Below are 18,755 nucleotides of genomic sequence, written 5' to 3' on the forward strand. Positions count from 1 at the left end.
GTGTATTCCGTGTTCAATATAATAATTAAACTTTTTCTTTTGCCGTCTTCTATATACTTTCTATCTTTACGATCCGAAAAACAGTTGGAGAATGAAGAATAGACTATTTGTTAACAATAATACCATTATACTATTCCTTTTTATTATAGGTAGTTTCCTATTCATAGAGTTGAATTTTCGGTATTGGTATCGTTTTCTGGAGCAGTATATGATGTTTCAGACTACCGGTAGTTATTTCCAAGACCGATTGGCCGAACCGGGTGGATTGAATGAATATGTGACTGAGTTCTTATCGCTTGCGTTTATCCATCCTTATGGGGCTTCGGTAGTGATCGCTTTATTATTAGGACTGATCTCCGGCTGTTTTTTCCTTTACTTAAAAGCTTGTGGGGTGCGTGCCTCTATGTTGGCGGCTATTCTTCCCTCTTTTTTAATTTGGATCTATCCGCAGGAGTCAATCGCCTTGTTGACGATGCTCGCTTTCGTGCAGGTTCTTGCGTATTTGTATACTTCAATCAAGATTGATTGGCTTCGTTATCTCTTTGGCTTCTTGTTTTTGGGGGGCTCTTATTTTTTTGCGGCACCCGCTAATTTATTGTTGGCCTTATTGATCGCGGTTTATGAGTGTTGTGCTAAAGAGGATAAGGCTCGTTTTGGAGTAGCCATTATCGCTATCGCTTGGGGAGGTTTGCTACCGTTGATCGCCATGCGTACGGTTTATATTCTTCCGATGCGGGAAGCTTTTTTCAGCAAACATCTATGCCATCCCGAATATCCGATACCTAATTCTTTAGGATATATCATGCTTGCGTATCCTTTGATCGCTTTCATTCTTTATTATGTAAGGAGCCGGGTTTTCATCCGTAAGGAATCTTGGAAACGAATCGTTTCTTACGTTTTTCTTTTGATAGCGATGGTCGCCGGGATTCTCTATAAGAAAGATCCGATGGAGCAGGCCTATCGGTATGATTACTATGCACGGCTGGGAGAATGGCAGAAGATTGTCTCGCACGCTCGTGCGCATTCTGTGCGGGATATGGATGCCTTGATTTATCTGAATTTGGCTTTGTCGAAAACCGGACGTTTTACTTCCGATTTGATGCGTTTCCCCCAGATCGGTGAGGGTGGTTTTATTCCGCACGATCCGAAAAGCCGGATGGGATTGATCGAGGCGAGTGAGGTGGCTTGGCAAGTCGGGCAAGTGAACGCCGCCCAACGTTTCGCCTTTGTGGGGGTATTAAGTTCACAACGTTGCGTGCAACCTCGTTTGATGAAGCGTTTGGTGGAGACTTATCTGGTAACCGGCGAATATCGTGCGGCGGAGAAATATATCAAGATACTGGAATCGAACCCGCATTACCGGGATTGGGCAACCGCTCAACGTCCATTATTGGACTCCGTGGCTTGTGCGTCAGAAGATTGGATAGCGGCAAAACGGGCGATGCTTCCGATTACCGATAATCCTTTGGACCTGACCTTGATCTTTCCGAACGCATTGGCTTTTTTGATCGACGATCATGCCGATAACCGTCCGGCTTTCGAATATGGGATGGGATATCTTTTGGTTTATAAGGATTTGATGACTTTTATGCATTATATGGAATTGATGAAAGAACGGGGTGAGGCATTCCCGGTGCTTTATCAAGAAGCTATTTGCTTGTTCTTCGCGGCCGTACAGAAAGATCCGGAGGCGTTCCGGAGCTTCCCGATCAGTCAGGAGGTGCAGAATCGCTTCCTGCAATTCATGAAAGTGGCACGCTCTATGCCGCCGGCAGCCTTGAAGCAACAGTTTGGTGATACCTATTATTATTACGCTCAATTTATCCCGACTCCTAAACGACAATAATACATGGATAATACAAAGAAAAGAAAGATCGTCCGAAATTTTGTGATCGGATATCTAATAATACAAGTTCTCACTATAGTCGTATATTTAGGCTTTTGGTCCTTGCATCCGGAAGGCATTACGAATGTCACGAACGAACGTATGTCCCCGCCTCCTATTTTTCCGGATTATAAAGGGACGACTATACCTTATAATATAGCTCCGTTGAATTTCCGGATAAATGTACCAGCGGATGAATGCTATGCGAAAATAGAAGGTAGTGAGTCGGAAGTGTTTGAATATCATGGGACAAATACGATCCGTTTTAAGATGAAGGATTGGATTCGCTTGACACGTGCGAACCGTGGAAAAGCCTTTTTTGTTACGATCGCCACGAAGATAGGTGATGAGTGGACTAAATGGGCACCATTCTCTGTCTATATCAGTGATCAAGCGATCGACTCTCATTTAGTATACCGTTTGATAGAGCCGGGATACGAGAAATGGCATATTGTGGGTATTTATCAGCGGAATTTGGAGTCGTTTGACGAACAGCCGATTATCCGTAACGATATGACCGGCTATAATTGTATGAACTGCCATTCGTTCTGTATGGGAGATCCGGGGCAGATGATGTTCCATATGCGTGCGGCGAATGGGGGAACTTATATTGTCCAAGACAAGAAAATCAGTAAATTGAATACGAAAACGAATGGGACGATCAGTAATATGACGTATCCTTTCTGGCATCCTTCCGGGCGCTATATCACCACATCGGTAAATGATATCAAACAGTTTTTCCATTCCGTGAAAGAGAAAAAGATGGAAGTGTTCGACTTGGAGTCCGATGTGGTGGTGTATGACGTGAAAAACAAAGAAATCCTTTCGAAAGCCTCATTGATCACAAAAGATGCATTCGAGACTTTCCCCGCGTTCTCTCCGGATGGTAAATGGCTTTATTTCTGTACGGCCCCGGCCCAGAAGATGCCGGAGAATTATGATAAGGTACGTTATAATCTCTGCCGTGTCGCGTTCGATCCGGATCGTGGCGAGATCAGCTTCCCGATCGATACGTTGGTACATGCGGATAGCTTGAGCTATACATTTCCCCGTATCTCTCCCGATGGGCGTTTCCTGATGTACACGGAAACCGCTTATGGGCAGTTCCCTATTTGGCACCCGGATGCGGAGATCCGGATGATGGATTTGGAGAATCGGACAGCGATGGATATGTCCGCGTTGAATAGCCCGGATACGGATAGCTATCATTCTTGGAGTAGTAATAGTGATTGGGTCGTATTTAGTAGCCGCCGGGATAACGGTTTATATACTTTACCTTATATTTGTTATATAGGGAAAGACGGTAAGCCTTCGAAACCGTTCTTATTGCCTCAAGAAGATCCGGATAAGTATGACTATCAGTTGTATTCCTACAATATTCCGGAATTGACGAAAGGCGCCGTAGAGGTCAGCCCCTATGAGATCCAGCAAGTAGCCGAGAAAAATAAACCGGAGCAGGTTCGGTTTAAATGACCGGATCTATTTATATTCGCGTATAAATAAGAGATAAGATGACAAAAGATATTATAGCCGAATCTGTACAAAATGATTTACGGTATTTGCAATTGTTGGCACGGAGTTTCCCGACGATCGCGGATGCCAGTACGGAGATCATTAATCTGGAAGCGATCTTGAACCTACCGAAGGGTACGGAGCACTTCTTGAGTGATTTACATGGCGAGGATCAAGCCTTTAGCCATGTGCTGAGAAACGCTTCCGGTGCCGTAAAGCGCAAGGTGAACGAGATTTTCAGTAATACGCTCCGGGAATCCGAGAAGAAGGAGCTTTGTTCCTTGATTTATTATCCAGAGGATAAGCTGGAACTGATCAAGAGTCAAGAGCAAGATCTGGAAGATTGGTACCAAGTGACCTTGAATCAATTGGTACGTGTTTGCCGGAACGTGTCCTCCAAATACACCCGTTCGAAAGTACGTAAGGCTTTACCCAAGGAGTTCTCCTATATTATTCAGGAGTTATTGCACGAGTCTTCCGTAGAGCCGAATAAATCCGCTTATGTGGATCAGATTATTTGTACGATCATCTCCACGGGACGTGCGGACGATTTCATTATCGCTATGTGTAACTTGATCCAACGGTTGACAATCGACCTGTTACATATCATCGGCGATATTTACGATCGGGGTCCGGGCGCTCATCTGATCATGGATATCCTTTGCGATTACCATAATTTCGATGTTCAATGGGGTAATCATGATATCTTATGGATGGGAGCCGCTTCCGGTAATTTGGTAAGTATCGCCAACGTGATTCGTATGTGTTTACGCTTTGGTAATATGGCTACCTTAGAAGATGGATATGGCATCAATCTTTTGCCGTTGGCCACTTTCGCGATGGAGGCGTACGGGGATGATCCTTGTGCGTTATTCATGCCGAAAACAAAGTTCGCCGATAATGCAATGGATGAGAAGACCACCCGTTTGATCGCCCAGATGCACAAGGCGATCACCATCATCCAGTTCAAGCTGGAGGGTGAGATCATCCGCCGTCGTCCGGAGTTTGAGATGGATGACCGGATGTTGTTGCACCATATCGATCTGAAGCGGGGAGTGGTTCATATCGATGGAAAGGATTATACGCTTAAAGATACTAACTGGCCTACTTTAGACCCGAAAGATCCGTATCGTCTTTCTATTGAGGAGGAGGATTTGATCCGAAAGATCTTGCATTCTTTTGAGAGCAGCGAGAAGATGAAAAAGCATATGCGTTGTTTCTTCCGGCATGGGGGAATGTATCAGGTTTGTAATTCCAATTTACTGTTTCATGCCTCTATCCCGATGAATCCGGATGGGACGTTTAAGTCAGTACGTATCTTGGGGCAGGATTATAAGGGCCGTGCTTTGTTGGACCGTGTAGACCAACTGATCCGTACGGCTTATTTCAAGACCGGGGAGCAGGAAGAAGTGGAATATGCGCATGATTATATCTGGTATCTTTGGGGCGGCAAGGACTCTCCGTTATTCGATAAAAGCAAGATGGCTACTTTCGAGCGTGCCTTTATCGAAGAGGCCGAGACTCATAAGGAGGAAAAAGGCGCTTATTATACGTTACGAGAGCAAGAGGAAATTTGTGATAGGATATTGGATGAGTTTGGGGTGACCGGTATGCATCGGCATATCATCAACGGACATGTCCCTGTCCGTTCCAATCAAGGTGAGAATCCCATCAAGGCGAATGGCAAGATGTTAGTAATCGATGGCGGTTTCTCCCGTCCGTATCATTTGGAAACCGGTATCGCGGGCTATACATTAGTATATCACTCCCGTGGTTTCCAGCTTGTGCAACACGAACCCTTCGAATCCCGGGCGAAAGCGATCGAGGAAGGCTTGGATATCAAATCCACTACGATCGTGGTAGAATTAAGCTCCCATCGCCAGATGGTGAAAGATACGGATAAGGGTGCGGATCTTCAAAGCCAGATCAAGGACTTGGAGAAACTGCTTTATGCGTATCGGAATGGGTTGATAAAGGAGAAGGAGAGGATGGAAAGATAGATTCCTTACGATTTTTCTTGCTAAATATAAGATGAAAGAGGCCTGAGCTTATCAGACCTCTTTTCTTTTTAGGAATTTAGACATAGTTTGACGTGTTGTTTCAGTTTAACGATAGTCCATCTAGAACTATTGCCTAGAACGACATTTTTCCTATTTTGTTGATTCATGATAAGTTCGCTATTGTTCTTGTAGAAAATAAGGATATGGTATCATTGAAGTATGCTTGGTTGCATCTGAGTATCACATGTTGAACACCTAAACAAATCAATTGATTTAATGAAACATGCAGAATTGCGGTAATGTTTTTTATATAAACATGGCTTATTTTAAAAAAATAAGTTATATTTGCCTCGAAAATTCTCAATTGTGTTTGTGAATTCAATGATTGTTAACCTAAAAATTAAGTAATTATGCAACGAAAGAAAACTTTTGATTCTTTCAGACGCTGTAAGGTAGCGATACTTTCAGTGTTGATGTCTCTTTGCATGACAGCGGCCTTTGCCCAATCTGGCGCTGTTAAAGGAAAAGTTCTAGATGAACTTGGTGAACCCATCATCGGTGCGAACATCGTGGAAAAGGGTACTACCAATGGTACGATTACCGATATTGACGGTAATTACACGCTTACGCTTAACGACTTGAAAAAAGCCGTTCTTCAATTTTCATTTATTGGTTATAACACTTTAGAGGAAGGGGTTAAAGGACGTAAGACTGTTGAAGTTAAATTGGCTCCTTCTGTGGTAAACTTAGGCGAGGTTGTCGCTATCGGTTACGGTACGCAGACTCGTAAGGAAATTACAGGATCTGTAGCAAATGTTTCGGAGGAGAATTTTAATAAAGGTATTACTCGTGATGCGTCCGATTTGTTGCAAGGTAAGGTAGCCGGTTTGACGATTACATCTGGCTCGGGCGACGTGACCCGTAGCTCCCAAATCCGTTTACGTGGTACATCAACCTTGCAGAATGACCAAGGCCCAATGATCGTGATCGATGGTGTTCCGGGTGGTGATATGTCCACTGTATCTCCTACGGATATCGAGTCTATCTCCGTATTGAAGGATGCCTCTTCTGCGGCAATCTACGGTTCTCGTGCGGCCGGTGGTGTTATTTTGATTACGACTAAGAGAGGCTCCGGATCTAAAACACAGATCAACTATGATGGTTATGTGACCATGGATATGGTAGCTAACAAACCTGATATGTTAAATGCTTCTGAATGGAAAGCGCTAAATAAAGAGCTAGGTAAGGATATAAGTGTATTCGATGGCTATAATAATGACACTGATTGGTTTGATGAAGTTCTTCGTACAGGAGTTTCGCAAAATCATTCTATTTCAATGTCCGGTGGAGGTTCAAAGAATAATTATCGTGCGTCTTATACTTATTTGGATCGTACTGGTATTGTTCGTGATAACTGGATGAAACGCCATAGTTTCCGTTTCCAGTTCCAACAACGCGCTATTAATGACCGTTTGCGTATTGGTTTAACCGGTGCTGCAACATTGACAGACATGCAAATGCCGTTCCAAACAAACTTTATTTACGCATATAATATGTCTCCAGTTTTGGCTCCGTTTAATGAAGATGGTTCTTACTTTATTCGTAATGATGGTTATGATCAAGGTAACCCTGTACAGAACCAGGATCAGAACTATAAAAAGAATAGTAATGTGTATTTTTATGGTCAGGGAGATCTTCAGTTTGATATTATTGATGGATTGAATGTTAAGGCTAATTTATATAAAAGTCGTTTCTCTAATGATTATAGTGAATGGCAGGATCCTGCTAACCGTATTGGTGTTGATGCTGGTAATGGTTTGGCTATTCGGCGTTCAAGAGCATGGAACCGCGAATTAATGGAGTGGACTTTGAATTATAATAAAGCTTTTGGTTCGGAAGAACAACATAAAATTGATGCGATTATAGGTTATTCATGGGAGGATAATCAGTACTCTAGTCATGAGGCAAAGGTCTTAGACTTCGCTGTTAGTTCAATGGGTGCTAATAATTTGCAAACAGGCAATAAATTGGATGTAGGTAATGTAAAGTCTGATAAAAATGATTATAAATTGATCTCTATGTTTGCTCGTGCCCATTATAGTTATAAAGAGCGTTATATGATTACAGCGACAGTTCGCCGAGATGGCTCCTCTAAGTTTGGAGCTAATAACAAATGGGGTACATTCCCTTCAGTTTCCGCAGCTTGGGGTATTTCAGAGGAAGCTTTTATGCAAGATGTTAATTGGCTTACGGATTTGAAATTACGTGCAGGTTATGGTATAACAGGAAATCAAGATGGCTTACAACCTTATAAATCAATTGAGCTTTACGAGGCAAAAGGTACATACTATAGTGATGGCTCTCAATTGACCGCATTTAGGGTTTCACAGAACGCTAATCCTGACTTGAAATGGGAGTCTACTGCGATGTTTAATGTTGGTATCGATTTTCAATTATTTAATGGACGTCTTGGTGGTACGATAGAATACTATGACAAGAAAACTTCTGATATGTTGTATCGTTATAAAGTACCTACTCCAACGTACGTATATAGTACAATTCAAGCGAATGTGGGTGACATGAGCAATAAGGGTATTGAAGTTATGTTGAATTTGGATGTTATTCGTAATAAGACTTTCAATTGGAATACTTCTATTAATCTATCTCATAACAAGAACAAGATCACGAAGCTGTCTAATGACTTGTATTCAACAAGCCGTATTTATACAGGAGATCCTTGGATCAGAGGTGCTTCGGGTGTGACTTCGCATGTAATTGAAGAAGGTCGCCCGGTAGGTCAGTTCTTTATGCTGAAATGTGATGGTATTGATGAGAATGGTAAGTATATCATCGAAGATATCAATGGTGATGGACAGATAACGGATGATGACCGTACATATGTAGGTGACGCTCAACCTGATTTGACATTCGGATGGAATAACTCGTTCTCATGGAAAAATTGGGATGCTAGTTTCTTTATACGTGGAACAATCGGTAATAAGGTTTTGGATAATCCACGTGCAGCCTATGCGAATAATACTTATTTGAGCGGTGCAAATGCGATGAATGATGAACTTACTTATAAATTGCGTGAGAACTCTCGTGTATGTTCTTATTATGTAGAAAATGGCTCATTCGCTCGTTTGGATAATATGTCTATCGGATACACATTTAATACTAAAAAGATTGACTGGTTAGACAAAGCACGTATTTATGTTGCCGCCCAGAATTTATTCGTGATTACAGGTTACAAAGGATTGGATCCTGAGGTAGAACTGTTCCGTGGTCAGGCAAGTGATGATGATGCTGGCTTGTCTCCGGGTATTGAACCTCGTGATTACATGCCGAAATCTCGCTCATTTACATTTGGTGTTAACTTAACATTCTAATAAAAATAAGGAAAATATATTATGAAACGAAAAACTATATTATCATTTCTTACTGGTGCGGCTTTACTATGTTCTATGCCGTCCTGTATGAATTTGGACGAGGAAGTATACGATAAACTACCTGCTGAAAATTTTGGCAATACAACTACTGAAATTAACGCCTTGGTTGGTACGGTTTATAATACGTTAAAAAAATATTCCGGAGACTATATGATCCTCGCAGAAAATTCTGGTTCGTCAACAGTGAACGTAACTCGTAATGGAGGTGACTGGTATGATGGGGGACAGTACCGTGAAGTTTATATGCATACATGGACTGCGAATACTAGTTGTGTAAAAAGTTGTTGGAGTATAGGTTCGGAATGTATTGGTACGTGTAATGCGACAATCGAGGTTTTGAAAAATTCAACTTTATTGAGTGATGCGGAGAAAACATCTAAAGTTGCGGAAATTCGTGGGGTCCGGGCTTTCTGGATTTATTCAATGATGGATTTCTTTGGAAATATTCCATTGGTTGTTGATTATAATGATAAGGAATTACCAACTTGCAAATCTCGTCAAGAGGTATTTGATTGGCTGATAACAGAGTTGAATGCTTTAGCTACAGAAGCTCCTGATTACGATACAAAAAAATATGGAACTTTTACTAAAGGGACAGCTTATACGATTTTAGCTAAGATGTACCAAAATGCGGAGGCTTGGGGTGTTAATATCTCCGAGAATGCTAACAGTAAAGTTATAGAATACTGCGATAAGGTAATGGCAATGCCATACATATTGGAGCCTAATTGGAAAACAAACTTTGATCCCAATAATAATACTTCTAAAGAAGCTATCTTTGCGGCGTCTTATTCAAGTACAGATACAGAGGATCAAAATGTTCTTTATAGACGTACGTTGCATTATAAGCAAGGTTTGGCTCTAGGAGCTAGTATTAGTGTTTGGAATGGCATTTGTGCTCAGCCAGACTATGTTAAATTATTCAATGAGGATGATCCTCGTTATGAAGGTACTTATTTAATCGGCCAACAGTATGATATCTCAACCGGGGAAAAAATTATTACAGACGAGAATCGCCCGCTGGATTATACTGTAGATATTAGTATTATTCCGGGTTCTGAATTGGATGGAACTAAGTGGGGAGCTGTTTATCAAGACCAAGGAGCTCGTTGTCAAAAATGGACGTATGAGAAATCTTTATCTACGGCAATGGAGAACGATTTCCATCTATTTCGTTTAGCGGATATTTATTTAATGAAAGCAGAAGCTTTGCTTCGTAGTGGAGGTAGTGTTGCTGAAGCGACAAATTTAGTCAATGCTATTCGTGAACGTGCTTATGGAAATAACACCCATAATTATTCAACCATAACGTTGAAGGAGGTCCAATTGGAGCGCCGTTTAGAGTTGGCTTGGGAAGGTTTTTCTCGTCAGGATGATATTCGTTTTGGCTGTTTTACTAAAGGAATGTGGACTGAATCCAATTGTGAAAGAAAAACAGATGATTATTTAAAAATATTCCCTGTTTCTCAAGACGCATGGCAAACCAATCCAAACTTGGTTCAGAATCCGGGTTATGCAAGTTTCTAAACAGGAATCTTAGATGAGGCGTAAGCTTCATCTAAGATCATTAAAATTAAATATTATGAAAAAGGTAATTTATTTTGCGTTAGCTTCCTTCGCTTGTACGTTAGTTGCGTTTGCAGTAAAACCAGTTGATCCTGTTGTTAATATAGTAGATGAGGCTCGTGTGATTTACAATGTGGAAGGTTGGTATGAGGCGTCTACCGGATCTTCTACTTTCTCAATTGGAAGTAATTTGCATATTCCTGCAGGAACAACGGCGATTTCTGTTTATATTACTTCTCCAGTACTTACCTCCTATACATTTACATCAACTATTAAGGACTTGATTATAGGTTCTTCAAATAATCATGTAACCTTGAATTGCGCAGGTACAGGATTTAGTAGTATAATTGGAACGAGTATTGATGTAAGTGGCTATTGTCCGGCAACAGGGCAGAATGAGACTTTTCATATAGCCTTTTTGCCCTCTTTTTGATATTAGTAAATTAGATGCATAAATAAGAGGTTGTCTCATAAAAGTGAACCCGATAGATTGGGGGTTAAATTAAACATTCTATATTTTTAATGGGCTCGGTATTCTATCGGGCTCATTTTTATACTAGTTGATATATTTCTTCAAGTTCTTGTGTCCGTGTTGCGATTTGTTATGCTCTTTTAAAGAAGCTAGCTTTATTTTGACTGACTATACCTACATTTTCTGGTTCTTCTTTAATTTAGTAGAAGAGCTAGTTGAGTCGTAAAATGTGTTTGTGAAATATGTCTGGTATACAGTTGATTAAGTCACTCGTAAAAGGCTTTCCAAGTGATTAGTTATTCACTTCCCAAGCCGTAAGCTAACGGCTAGGTATAGCCGTTAGTTATTCACTCGACAAGCCGTTAGTTATTCACTTCAATAGCCAAAAATAGTGTGCTTCTCAACGACCAAAGCATCTCCTTTTGAGAGAATGGAACTGTAAGCAAAATATTGAAATGAATGACTTGATCGAGTTTTATCGAACCAAAACAACAGACAGACGCATTCGTTTGTGAACTAAACTTGAATAAATACATTTGCAAACATTGTGGTTGCTCTTTTTTCTAAATATTAGTGCTTATTGCAAGGAATAGACTAACTTTGCCTACAACAAGTATAAAAGTTATCCAGTATATGAGTCAAGTGAAAGGAATTCCTTACGGAATATCAGATTTCAATCGAATAAGGAATGGTAATTTCTATTTCGTGGATAAAACGATGTACCTTCCGCTTATCGAGAAGATGCCTAGCTATCTTTTCCTGATCCGTCCGAGACGGTTCGGCAAGAGCGTATTCCTTAGCATGATGCGTACGTATTATGATATATTGCGTCAGGATGATTTTGATGCATATTTTGGAGATCTCTGGATTGGTACGCATCCAACCGGTGAAAGGAATAAGTATCAGGTACTTTATTTCGATTTCTCTAAAGCGGGCTGTTCGATGCCGGGAGCGGACTTGATGACAAGTTTCAATGATTATTGCAGCTTAATCATTAATCAGTTCGCGCATGTGTACGCTGCTTTTTATGACGCGGATTTTAAGGAGACCGTCAAAAATATTGAAAGTGCCAAGTCTAAATTGGCTTACATAGAAATAAAAGCGAAGGAAAAGGGATATCCATTGTATCTCATTATAGATGAGTACGACAACTTTACCAATGTGATTTTGAGTGAGCATGGGCAGCAAATGTTTCATGACTTGACTCACGCCAGTGGTTTCTACCGGGAGTATTTCAAGCAATTCAAGGGAATGTTTGACCGTATATTCATGATGGGGGTAAGCCCTGTGACGTTGGATGATTTGTCGAGTGGATATAATATAGATTGGAATATCTCGGTAGATCCTCGTTTTAATGCTATGATGGGCTTTGACGAAACAGAAGTTCGTGAGATGTTTCATTATTATCAGCAAAACGATATGCTCAATGGGGACGTTGAGGCAATGATTGCGGAGATGAAGCCTTGGTATGACAATTACTGTTTCGCAAGAAAGAGCTTGGATGACGATCGGGTTTTCAATTGTGATATGACTTTATATTATTTACGTTGGCAAGTTGATTTTCATCGTGCCCCAGAAGAAATGGTCGATAAGAATATCCGAACGGACTATAGTAAGCTGAAGATGCTGGCACGTATTGATCGCGACTCCGTACAAGAGGGAGATCGTATGAGTACCATCGAAAAGATTGCTGCGGAGGGAGATATCTTCGTGGATTTGCATACTTCTTTCCCCGCTGAGCGAATAACGGATATAGATAATTTCCGTAGTCTACTTTATTATTATGGTTTGCTTACGATGTGTGGTACACGGGGAGATTTGATTAAAATGAGTATACCGAATAATTGTGTACGAGAGCAATATTTCGGTTTTCTTCGTGACTATTACCAAAAATATAGTTCTATTGATTTGCATTATTTGAATGTGATGTTGACCGACATGGCTTACGATGGCCGTTGGAAGCCTTTCTTTGAGAGCGTAGCTCAGGCGTATCGTGAAAATTCAGCCGTGCGTGACGCGATGGAAGGCGAGCGGAACCTGCAAGGTTTTCTGAAAGCCTATCTTGCTCTTGCCTCCTATTATTTGGTGGAGCCGGAACTGGAAATGAACTATGGGTATTGTGACTTTTTCCTTTTACCCGATAAGAAGCGCTATCCGGACGTGAAGCATAGCTATATCTTGGAATTGAAATATGCGACTCGTACGGCAACTGATGCCGAACTGGAGGTTCAAGCGTTGGAGGGACGAAACCAATTACTGCAGTATAGCGAAGATAAGATAGTACGCTGTTTGTCGGAAGGAACAACTCTGCATCGTTTGTTGTTGCAATTCCGTGGGTGGGACTTAGTACGTTGCGAGGAAGTATAACATAACTCCGCTTTTTTGTATACCTTCGCGCCATGAACAAACAAGCACTGCTTTTTTATCCGTTGTTGGGGGTGGTTCTTTTGGTGCTCTTTGTGGGAGGGCTGGCGTATGGGGCCGTACCGATTCCTTTGGATCACGTGATGGATATTTTACTGGGGAAGGGATCTGATAAGATCGCATGGCAGAATATCGTGTTGCAATCTCGTTTACCACAGGCGATAACCGCACTGTTGGCGGGGGCTTCACTGGCTACGAGTGGGCTGTTGTTGCAAACCTTATTCCGGAATCCGTTGGCCGGACCCTCTATATTAGGTATCAGTGATGGGGCTAATCTGGGAGTGGCCGCTATCATGTTGTATTTTGGAGGTACGCTGGGGCAGTTTACGGATTGGCCGATCAGCGGATATATGGCGGTGATTCTTGCTGCGTTCGTAGGGGCTTGCGTGATCTTGGGATTGATTATCTATTTCTCTGCGAAGGTGAAGAACAATGTCATGCTCTTGATTATCGGTATAATGATCGGCTATCTGGCCTCGTCGGTTATCTCTATACTGAACTATTATTCCTCGACAGATAGGGTACATGCTTTCGTGATGTGGGGACTGGGCAATTTCTCGGGGGTATCCTTGGAACAATTGCCTTTCTTCGGGACTTGCGCATTGATCGGGTTGCTGTTGGCTGTCTTGCTGATAAAGCCTCTGAATGCCTTGTTGCTGGGAGAGATGTATGCCGCTAATCTGGGCATACGGATCAAGCGGGCACGAATAGCCATCCTTTTATGTACGGGGATATTGACCGCTACGACTACCGCTTTCTGCGGACCGATCTCTTTTATCGGATTAGCGGTTCCGCATATCTCACGGCTGATGCTTGGTTCTTCCAATCATAAGATATTGGTGCCGATAACGATGTTGACGGGCTCCTGTATCGCCTTGCTTTGTAATTTATTGATGGTCGTACCGGGAAGCAACACGATTTTACCCTTGAATGCGGTGACACCTATGCTGGGTGCGCCGGTTATTATCTATGTAATCGTAAACCGGAAGAATATTCAATATTTTAATTAGTGGTTATGGAAAGGATTCCAGTTATAAGGACAAGAAATCTGAGTATTGGATATGTTTTGAAAGGTGGACACCTAAAGTTGGTGCATGATGCCCTCGACTTGAATTTATATCCGGGCGAGGTGACTTGCCTTCTCGGGTTGAATGGTGCGGGAAAGTCTACCTTATTGCGTACGCTGTGCGGCTTCCAGCCCTCTCTGGGGGGCGAGATCGAATTGAAAGGAAAGCCGTTGGCCTCTTACTCGCAAGGTGATTTTTCCCGGATGGTAGGTGTTGTTCTCACGGAGAAGACAAATGCCGGTGGAATAACAGTTTACGAGTTGGTCTCTTTAGGAAGACATCCCTATACCGGCTTTTTCGGACAATTAAGGCAGGAAGATCGTAGGATTATCGAGGAATCGCTTGCTGCCGCCGGTATCGCTCATAAGGCTTATAATTATGTGTCGGAACTTAGTGATGGCGAGCGTCAGAAAGCCATGATCGCCAAAGCGCTGGCACAGCAATGCCCCATCATATTGTTGGATGAGCCGACGGCCTTTTTAGATGTGACAAGTCGGATAGAGACTATGGTCTTGTTACATACTTTAGCGGTAGAGCAACAAAAAGCGATTCTGCTATCGACGCATGATCTTGATTTGGCGATCCAGCTGGGAGACTGTCTATGGTTACAGGAGAAAAGTCGCCCAATGGCATGTGGAACGCCGGAGGACTTGATTATGGGAGGAGCTTTCGAGACTTTCTTTAGCAAGGAAGGAATCGTGTTTGATCCGAATACCGGGAAATTGAATACGGCAGCTCCAACAAAGCTTATTGGGGTTGAGGGGGATTTTATGACTTCTTATTGGGTTGGGAATGCCTTGATCCGGAATGGCTTTAAGCCCTCGTCGGTTAGCGAGGATTATATAAGTGTTTATTGTAATGCTCCGGATAGCCTGCGTATTCAGTTCCCTGCGGAAGAGGGCACGAGAATCGTAGGAAGTGTGGCAGAGATGATCTCAATCATAATTCATAAATCATAAGTTATATATGTCAAATGAGATTACATGGCGGCTGGAAAATGAGAATATAGGCCGTTTGTTGGTACATTACGCGATTCCCGCCGTTATCGGGACCATGGTTAATGCTCTTTATAATATCGTAGATCGTATATTTATCGGACAAGGAGTGGGTGCGCTAGCTATCTCCGGATTGACTTTGACTTTCCCGATACTACTCTTTATGCAGGCATTTGGAATGTTGATCGGTGCGGGAGCCGCTACAAGGGTCTCCATTCATCTAGGCCGTAAGGCGAATGATCTGGCAGATAACGTATTAGGAAACGCTTTCACTTTGACATTCATTATCGGAGCCTTGACGATTATCCCCAGTATGATTTTCTTGGATGATTTGTTAACGTGGTTCGGAGGAAGCGAGCAGACGATACCTTATGCGAAAGACTATTTATATATCGCTATCCCGGGTAATTTGCTGGCTACATTAAGCTTTAGCTTTAATGCCGTGATGCGTGCTTCCGGATATCCGAAAAAGGCGATGTTCACGATGATGATCGGTGCCGTATTGAACGTGATCCTAGACCCGATCTTTATCTTCTGGCTGGATATGGGGATACAGGGTGCCGCTATCGCTACGGTGATCTCCATGGCCGCCGGTGCCGCTTTCGTGATGAGTCATTTTATCAGCAAGGATAGTATCGTACGTTTCCATACGAAATATTTCCGGTTGAAAGGTTCCATTATTTGGAATATATTTACGATCGGCATGTCTCCATTTTCCATGCAGCTGGCGGGCAGTGTGGTTGTGGTGATCATGAACCATGCGTTGAAAGAGAATGGAGGCGATTTGGCGATTGGTGCCAGCGGTATTATTTCCAGTATCGCCATGCTGCTGGTTATGTTGATTATCGGTATCGCCCAAGGGATGCAACCGATTGTCGGGTTTAATCATGGCGCTGGGCATCATGACCGGGTATTGGCTACCTTGCGGTTGTCTATTATAGTATCGACCTTGATTACAGGGGTAGGATGTATCGTCAGTTTATTATTCCCGAGACTGATCGTTAGCGTATTCTCGACGGATGCCGAATTGGTGTCGATTACGGATAATGGATTACGTCTGACGATGCTGGTCTTTTTCGTTGTCGGTTCCCAGATTACGATCAGCCAGTTTTTTCAAAGTATCGGTGTCGCATGGAAAGCGATGTTTCTGAGTCTAAGCCGGCAGGTTTTATTCCTGATACCGGCTATCCTGCTATTTCCTCCGATCTGGGGATTGGATGGCGTTTGGCTAGCGCAACCTTTCTCCGATTTCATCGCGGCGGTAACCGCATGGGGCTTTTTATGGTATCATGTTAAAAACGTGAAAAATAAGGGTTAAAGATGAACTTATGTCGATGTTAATTGTATTTTTATTGTATGTATAAAAGTACTTTTATAGACAAACCTTTAAAAATGAGTTAATATGAAGAAGATTGTATTATTGCTCGCCGTTTTATTATTTGGTGCAGGGTCGATGATGGCACAGCAGGACAAGTCAGCAGAGAAAGCTGCGAAGCAGGCCGAGAAAGAAGCAAAGAAAGCAGAGAAGGCAGCGAAGAAAGCTGCGGAGGAAGCCGAGGCTAACGCATTGTTTGAACAAGCGGTGCAAGCTTTGAAGAATAAGGATTTCGTATTGGAAGCGGATCGTATAGAGTTTAAGCGCGGTAGTTTTGTTTATGTTACTCCGAACACGAACTTCGTTTCGGTGAAGGGTGAGAAGGCTACCATTCAGTTAGCGTTTAATACTCCGGCGGCCGGTCCTAACGGAATAGGAGGTATAACGGTTGATGGAACAACTTCCGGTGTACAGATGAAGACTGACAAAAAAGGAAACGTTATGTACGAGATGAATGTGCAGGGTGTAGCGGTATCCGCTAGGGTTACGTTCCGTATGGCGAAAGGTACGAATAAATGTACTGCCACGGTATCGCCTAACTTTAATAGCAACCGTATATCCTTTACGGGAAATCTCTATCCTTCAAGCGAGTCGAATGTGTTCAAGGGACGTTCTATTTAATGTAGATAAATGTTCATTATAAATAAGAGCGGGCTTTCATCAAGAAGGCTCGCTTTTATTTTCGGTAAACTTTCCGTAAGTTCGCGAAATAAAAACTTAACATCTTATAATCATGCAACTATCCATAGATCAAAAAGACATCGATAAATTTCTGATGATAGGCGATAAAGTATTGATTAAGCCTAAGAATCCACAGAGCCAGACTAAGACCGGATTGTATCTGCCTCCCTCGGTTCAACAAGGGGAGAAGATACAAGCGGGTTATATCATAAAGACGGGGCCCGGATATCCGTTGCCTTCTCAATCTGAGGAGCATGAGGTCTGGGAGAAAAGGAAAGGGGAGGAGGTGCAATACTTGCCGCTTCAAGCCCGTGAAGGTGATTTGGCTGTCTATTTGCAAAATGCCGCTTACGAGATCAATTTTAATGACGAGAAGTTCTTGATTGTTCCTCATTCCGCTATTTTGATGTTAGTGCGTGATGAAGGTTTGTTTGAATAAAGCCTTTTGTTAAGGAAAATAGGGCTATATTCACTTTTTTATCTTATTTTTGCCAGCAAAACAAGACAAACTATCAACAGTAGCGATTATAATGAATAAGATTGTAAGTAAAGAACATTTCTCAGCCAACGTGGTGAAGCTGGAAGTCGAGGCTCCTTTGATCGCCCGCTCCCGCAAGGCCGGTCACTTCGTGATCGTGAAGGTTGGCGAAAAAGGCGAACGTATACCTCTTACCATTGCCGGGGCGGATACCGAGAAAGGTACCATCACCTTGGTGATCCAAGCGGTAGGCGGCTCATCCCGTAAGATCTGTGAATTGAACGAGGGTGACTATATCACGGATGTGGTGGGTCCGTTAGGGCAGGCTACCCATATCGAGAAGGTTGGAACGGTTGTTTGTGCCGGTGGTGGCGTAGGTGTCGCTCCGTTGTTGCCGATCGTGGAGGCTTTCCATAAGGCAGGAAATCGTGTGATCGTCGTATTGGCGGCCCGTACCAAGGACTTGGTGATCCTTGAGGAGCAGATGCGCCAAAACTCGGATGAGGTAATTATCATGACCGATGACGGATCGTATGGTATGAAAGGCTTGGTGACGAATGGCGTGGAGAGCGTGATCAACCGGGAGAGGGTGGATTTATGCGTTACGATCGGTCCGGCTATTATGATGAAATTCGTTTCCGCTCTTACAAAGAAATACGAGATTCCTACCGTAGCTTCCTTGAATACGATCATGGTGGACGGAACGGGTATGTGTGGTGCTTGCCGTATTACGGTAGGCGGGAAGACCAAGTTCGTTTGTGTGGACGGACCGGAGTTCGATGCTCATCAAGTGGATTTTGATGAGATGATCATGCGCCTCGGCGCTTATAAGGATATAGAGAAGAAATAAC

At 42.6% G+C, this 18,755-nt stretch carries 13 protein-coding genes; all 13 read left to right on the plus strand.

Annotation, left to right across the window (positions count from 1 at the left end):
- Positions 1-91 precede the first annotated feature (91 nt).
- The 13 genes from BHV83_RS14055 (at position 92) to BHV83_RS14115 (ending at position 18,754) form a co-directional block, all read left to right on the plus strand.
- On the plus strand, positions 92-1,846 hold the full coding sequence (locus tag BHV83_RS14055) for a DUF6057 family protein (RefSeq protein WP_044544879.1): 1,755 nt from the start codon (positions 92-94) through the stop codon (positions 1,844-1,846).
- Positions 1,847-1,849: 3 nt separating this feature from the next.
- Positions 1,850-3,358: a TolB family protein gene (locus BHV83_RS14060; protein WP_034531564.1), complete on the plus strand. Its 1,509-nt coding sequence runs from the start codon at positions 1,850-1,852 to the stop codon at positions 3,356-3,358.
- 38 nt (positions 3,359-3,396) lie between these two features.
- Positions 3,397-5,397, plus strand: a complete 2,001-nt coding sequence (locus tag BHV83_RS14065) for a fructose-1,6-bisphosphatase (protein WP_008772677.1) — start codon at positions 3,397-3,399, stop codon at positions 5,395-5,397.
- 410 nt (positions 5,398-5,807) lie between these two features.
- The gene (locus tag BHV83_RS14070) at positions 5,808-8,786 is read left to right on the plus strand and encodes a SusC/RagA family TonB-linked outer membrane protein (protein WP_057326569.1); all 2,979 of its coding nucleotides are present in this window, start codon (positions 5,808-5,810) and stop codon (positions 8,784-8,786) included.
- Positions 8,787-8,807: 21 nt separating this feature from the next.
- Positions 8,808-10,373: a RagB/SusD family nutrient uptake outer membrane protein gene (locus tag BHV83_RS14075; RefSeq protein WP_057326570.1), complete on the plus strand. Its 1,566-nt coding sequence runs from the start codon at positions 8,808-8,810 to the stop codon at positions 10,371-10,373.
- 55 nt (positions 10,374-10,428) lie between these two features.
- Entirely contained in the window at positions 10,429-10,845 is a 417-nt protein-coding gene (locus tag BHV83_RS14080) for a hypothetical protein (RefSeq protein WP_147342801.1), read from the plus strand.
- A 672-nt stretch (positions 10,846-11,517) separates the two neighbouring features.
- Positions 11,518-13,251 (plus strand): PD-(D/E)XK nuclease domain-containing ATP-binding protein, encoded by a 1,734-nt coding sequence (locus tag BHV83_RS14085; protein ID WP_057326572.1) that lies wholly within the window; start codon positions 11,518-11,520, stop codon positions 13,249-13,251.
- A gap of 32 nt (positions 13,252-13,283) precedes the next feature.
- Positions 13,284-14,318 carry an iron chelate uptake ABC transporter family permease subunit gene (locus BHV83_RS14090; RefSeq protein WP_122144020.1) on the plus strand — a complete coding sequence of 345 codons (1,035 nt, stop codon included), beginning with the start codon at positions 13,284-13,286 and terminating at the stop codon, positions 14,316-14,318.
- A gap of 5 nt (positions 14,319-14,323) precedes the next feature.
- Positions 14,324-15,334, plus strand: a complete 1,011-nt coding sequence (locus tag BHV83_RS14095) for an ABC transporter ATP-binding protein (protein ID WP_005867848.1) — start codon at positions 14,324-14,326, stop codon at positions 15,332-15,334.
- 7 nt (positions 15,335-15,341) lie between these two features.
- On the plus strand, positions 15,342-16,688 hold the full coding sequence (locus BHV83_RS14100; RefSeq protein ID WP_005867849.1) for an MATE family efflux transporter: 1,347 nt from the start codon (positions 15,342-15,344) through the stop codon (positions 16,686-16,688).
- Between the two features lie 84 nt (positions 16,689-16,772).
- Positions 16,773-17,366, plus strand: a complete 594-nt coding sequence (locus tag BHV83_RS14105) for a DUF4251 domain-containing protein (RefSeq protein WP_005859017.1) — start codon at positions 16,773-16,775, stop codon at positions 17,364-17,366.
- Positions 17,367-17,478: 112 nt separating this feature from the next.
- Positions 17,479-17,865 (plus strand): co-chaperone GroES, encoded by a 387-nt coding sequence (locus BHV83_RS14110; RefSeq protein WP_286757646.1) that lies wholly within the window; start codon positions 17,479-17,481, stop codon positions 17,863-17,865.
- A gap of 91 nt (positions 17,866-17,956) precedes the next feature.
- Entirely contained in the window at positions 17,957-18,754 is a 798-nt protein-coding gene (locus BHV83_RS14115) for a sulfide/dihydroorotate dehydrogenase-like FAD/NAD-binding protein (RefSeq protein WP_005867880.1), read from the plus strand.
- The last annotated feature ends 1 nt before the right edge of the window (position 18,755 follow it).

It is taken from the genome of Parabacteroides sp. merdae-related_45_40 (assembly GCF_001915675.1).

Excerpts from the sequence above, each read along its gene's own strand:
- BHV83_RS14080 (WP_147342801.1), top strand. The coding sequence starts at position 10,429 with ATGAAAAAGGTAATTTATTTTGCGTTAGCTTCCTTCGCTTGTACGTTA.
- BHV83_RS14090 (WP_122144020.1), top strand. The coding sequence starts at position 13,284 with ATGAACAAACAAGCACTGCTTTTTTATCCGTTGTTGGGGGTGGTTCTT.
- BHV83_RS14100 (WP_005867849.1), top strand. The coding sequence starts at position 15,342 with ATGTCAAATGAGATTACATGGCGGCTGGAAAATGAGAATATAGGCCGT.
- BHV83_RS14075 (WP_057326570.1), top strand. The coding sequence starts at position 8,808 with ATGAAACGAAAAACTATATTATCATTTCTTACTGGTGCGGCTTTACTA.
- BHV83_RS14105 (WP_005859017.1), top strand. The coding sequence starts at position 16,773 with ATGAAGAAGATTGTATTATTGCTCGCCGTTTTATTATTTGGTGCAGGG.
- BHV83_RS14115 (WP_005867880.1), top strand. The coding sequence starts at position 17,957 with ATGAATAAGATTGTAAGTAAAGAACATTTCTCAGCCAACGTGGTGAAG.
- BHV83_RS14055 (WP_044544879.1), top strand. The coding sequence starts at position 92 with ATGAAGAATAGACTATTTGTTAACAATAATACCATTATACTATTCCTT.
- BHV83_RS14110 (WP_286757646.1), top strand. The coding sequence starts at position 17,479 with ATGCAACTATCCATAGATCAAAAAGACATCGATAAATTTCTGATGATA.
- BHV83_RS14065 (WP_008772677.1), top strand. The coding sequence starts at position 3,397 with ATGACAAAAGATATTATAGCCGAATCTGTACAAAATGATTTACGGTAT.
- BHV83_RS14060 (WP_034531564.1), top strand. The coding sequence starts at position 1,850 with ATGGATAATACAAAGAAAAGAAAGATCGTCCGAAATTTTGTGATCGGA.
- BHV83_RS14085 (WP_057326572.1), top strand. The coding sequence starts at position 11,518 with ATGAGTCAAGTGAAAGGAATTCCTTACGGAATATCAGATTTCAATCGA.
- BHV83_RS14070 (WP_057326569.1), top strand. The coding sequence starts at position 5,808 with ATGCAACGAAAGAAAACTTTTGATTCTTTCAGACGCTGTAAGGTAGCG.
- BHV83_RS14095 (WP_005867848.1), top strand. The coding sequence starts at position 14,324 with ATGGAAAGGATTCCAGTTATAAGGACAAGAAATCTGAGTATTGGATAT.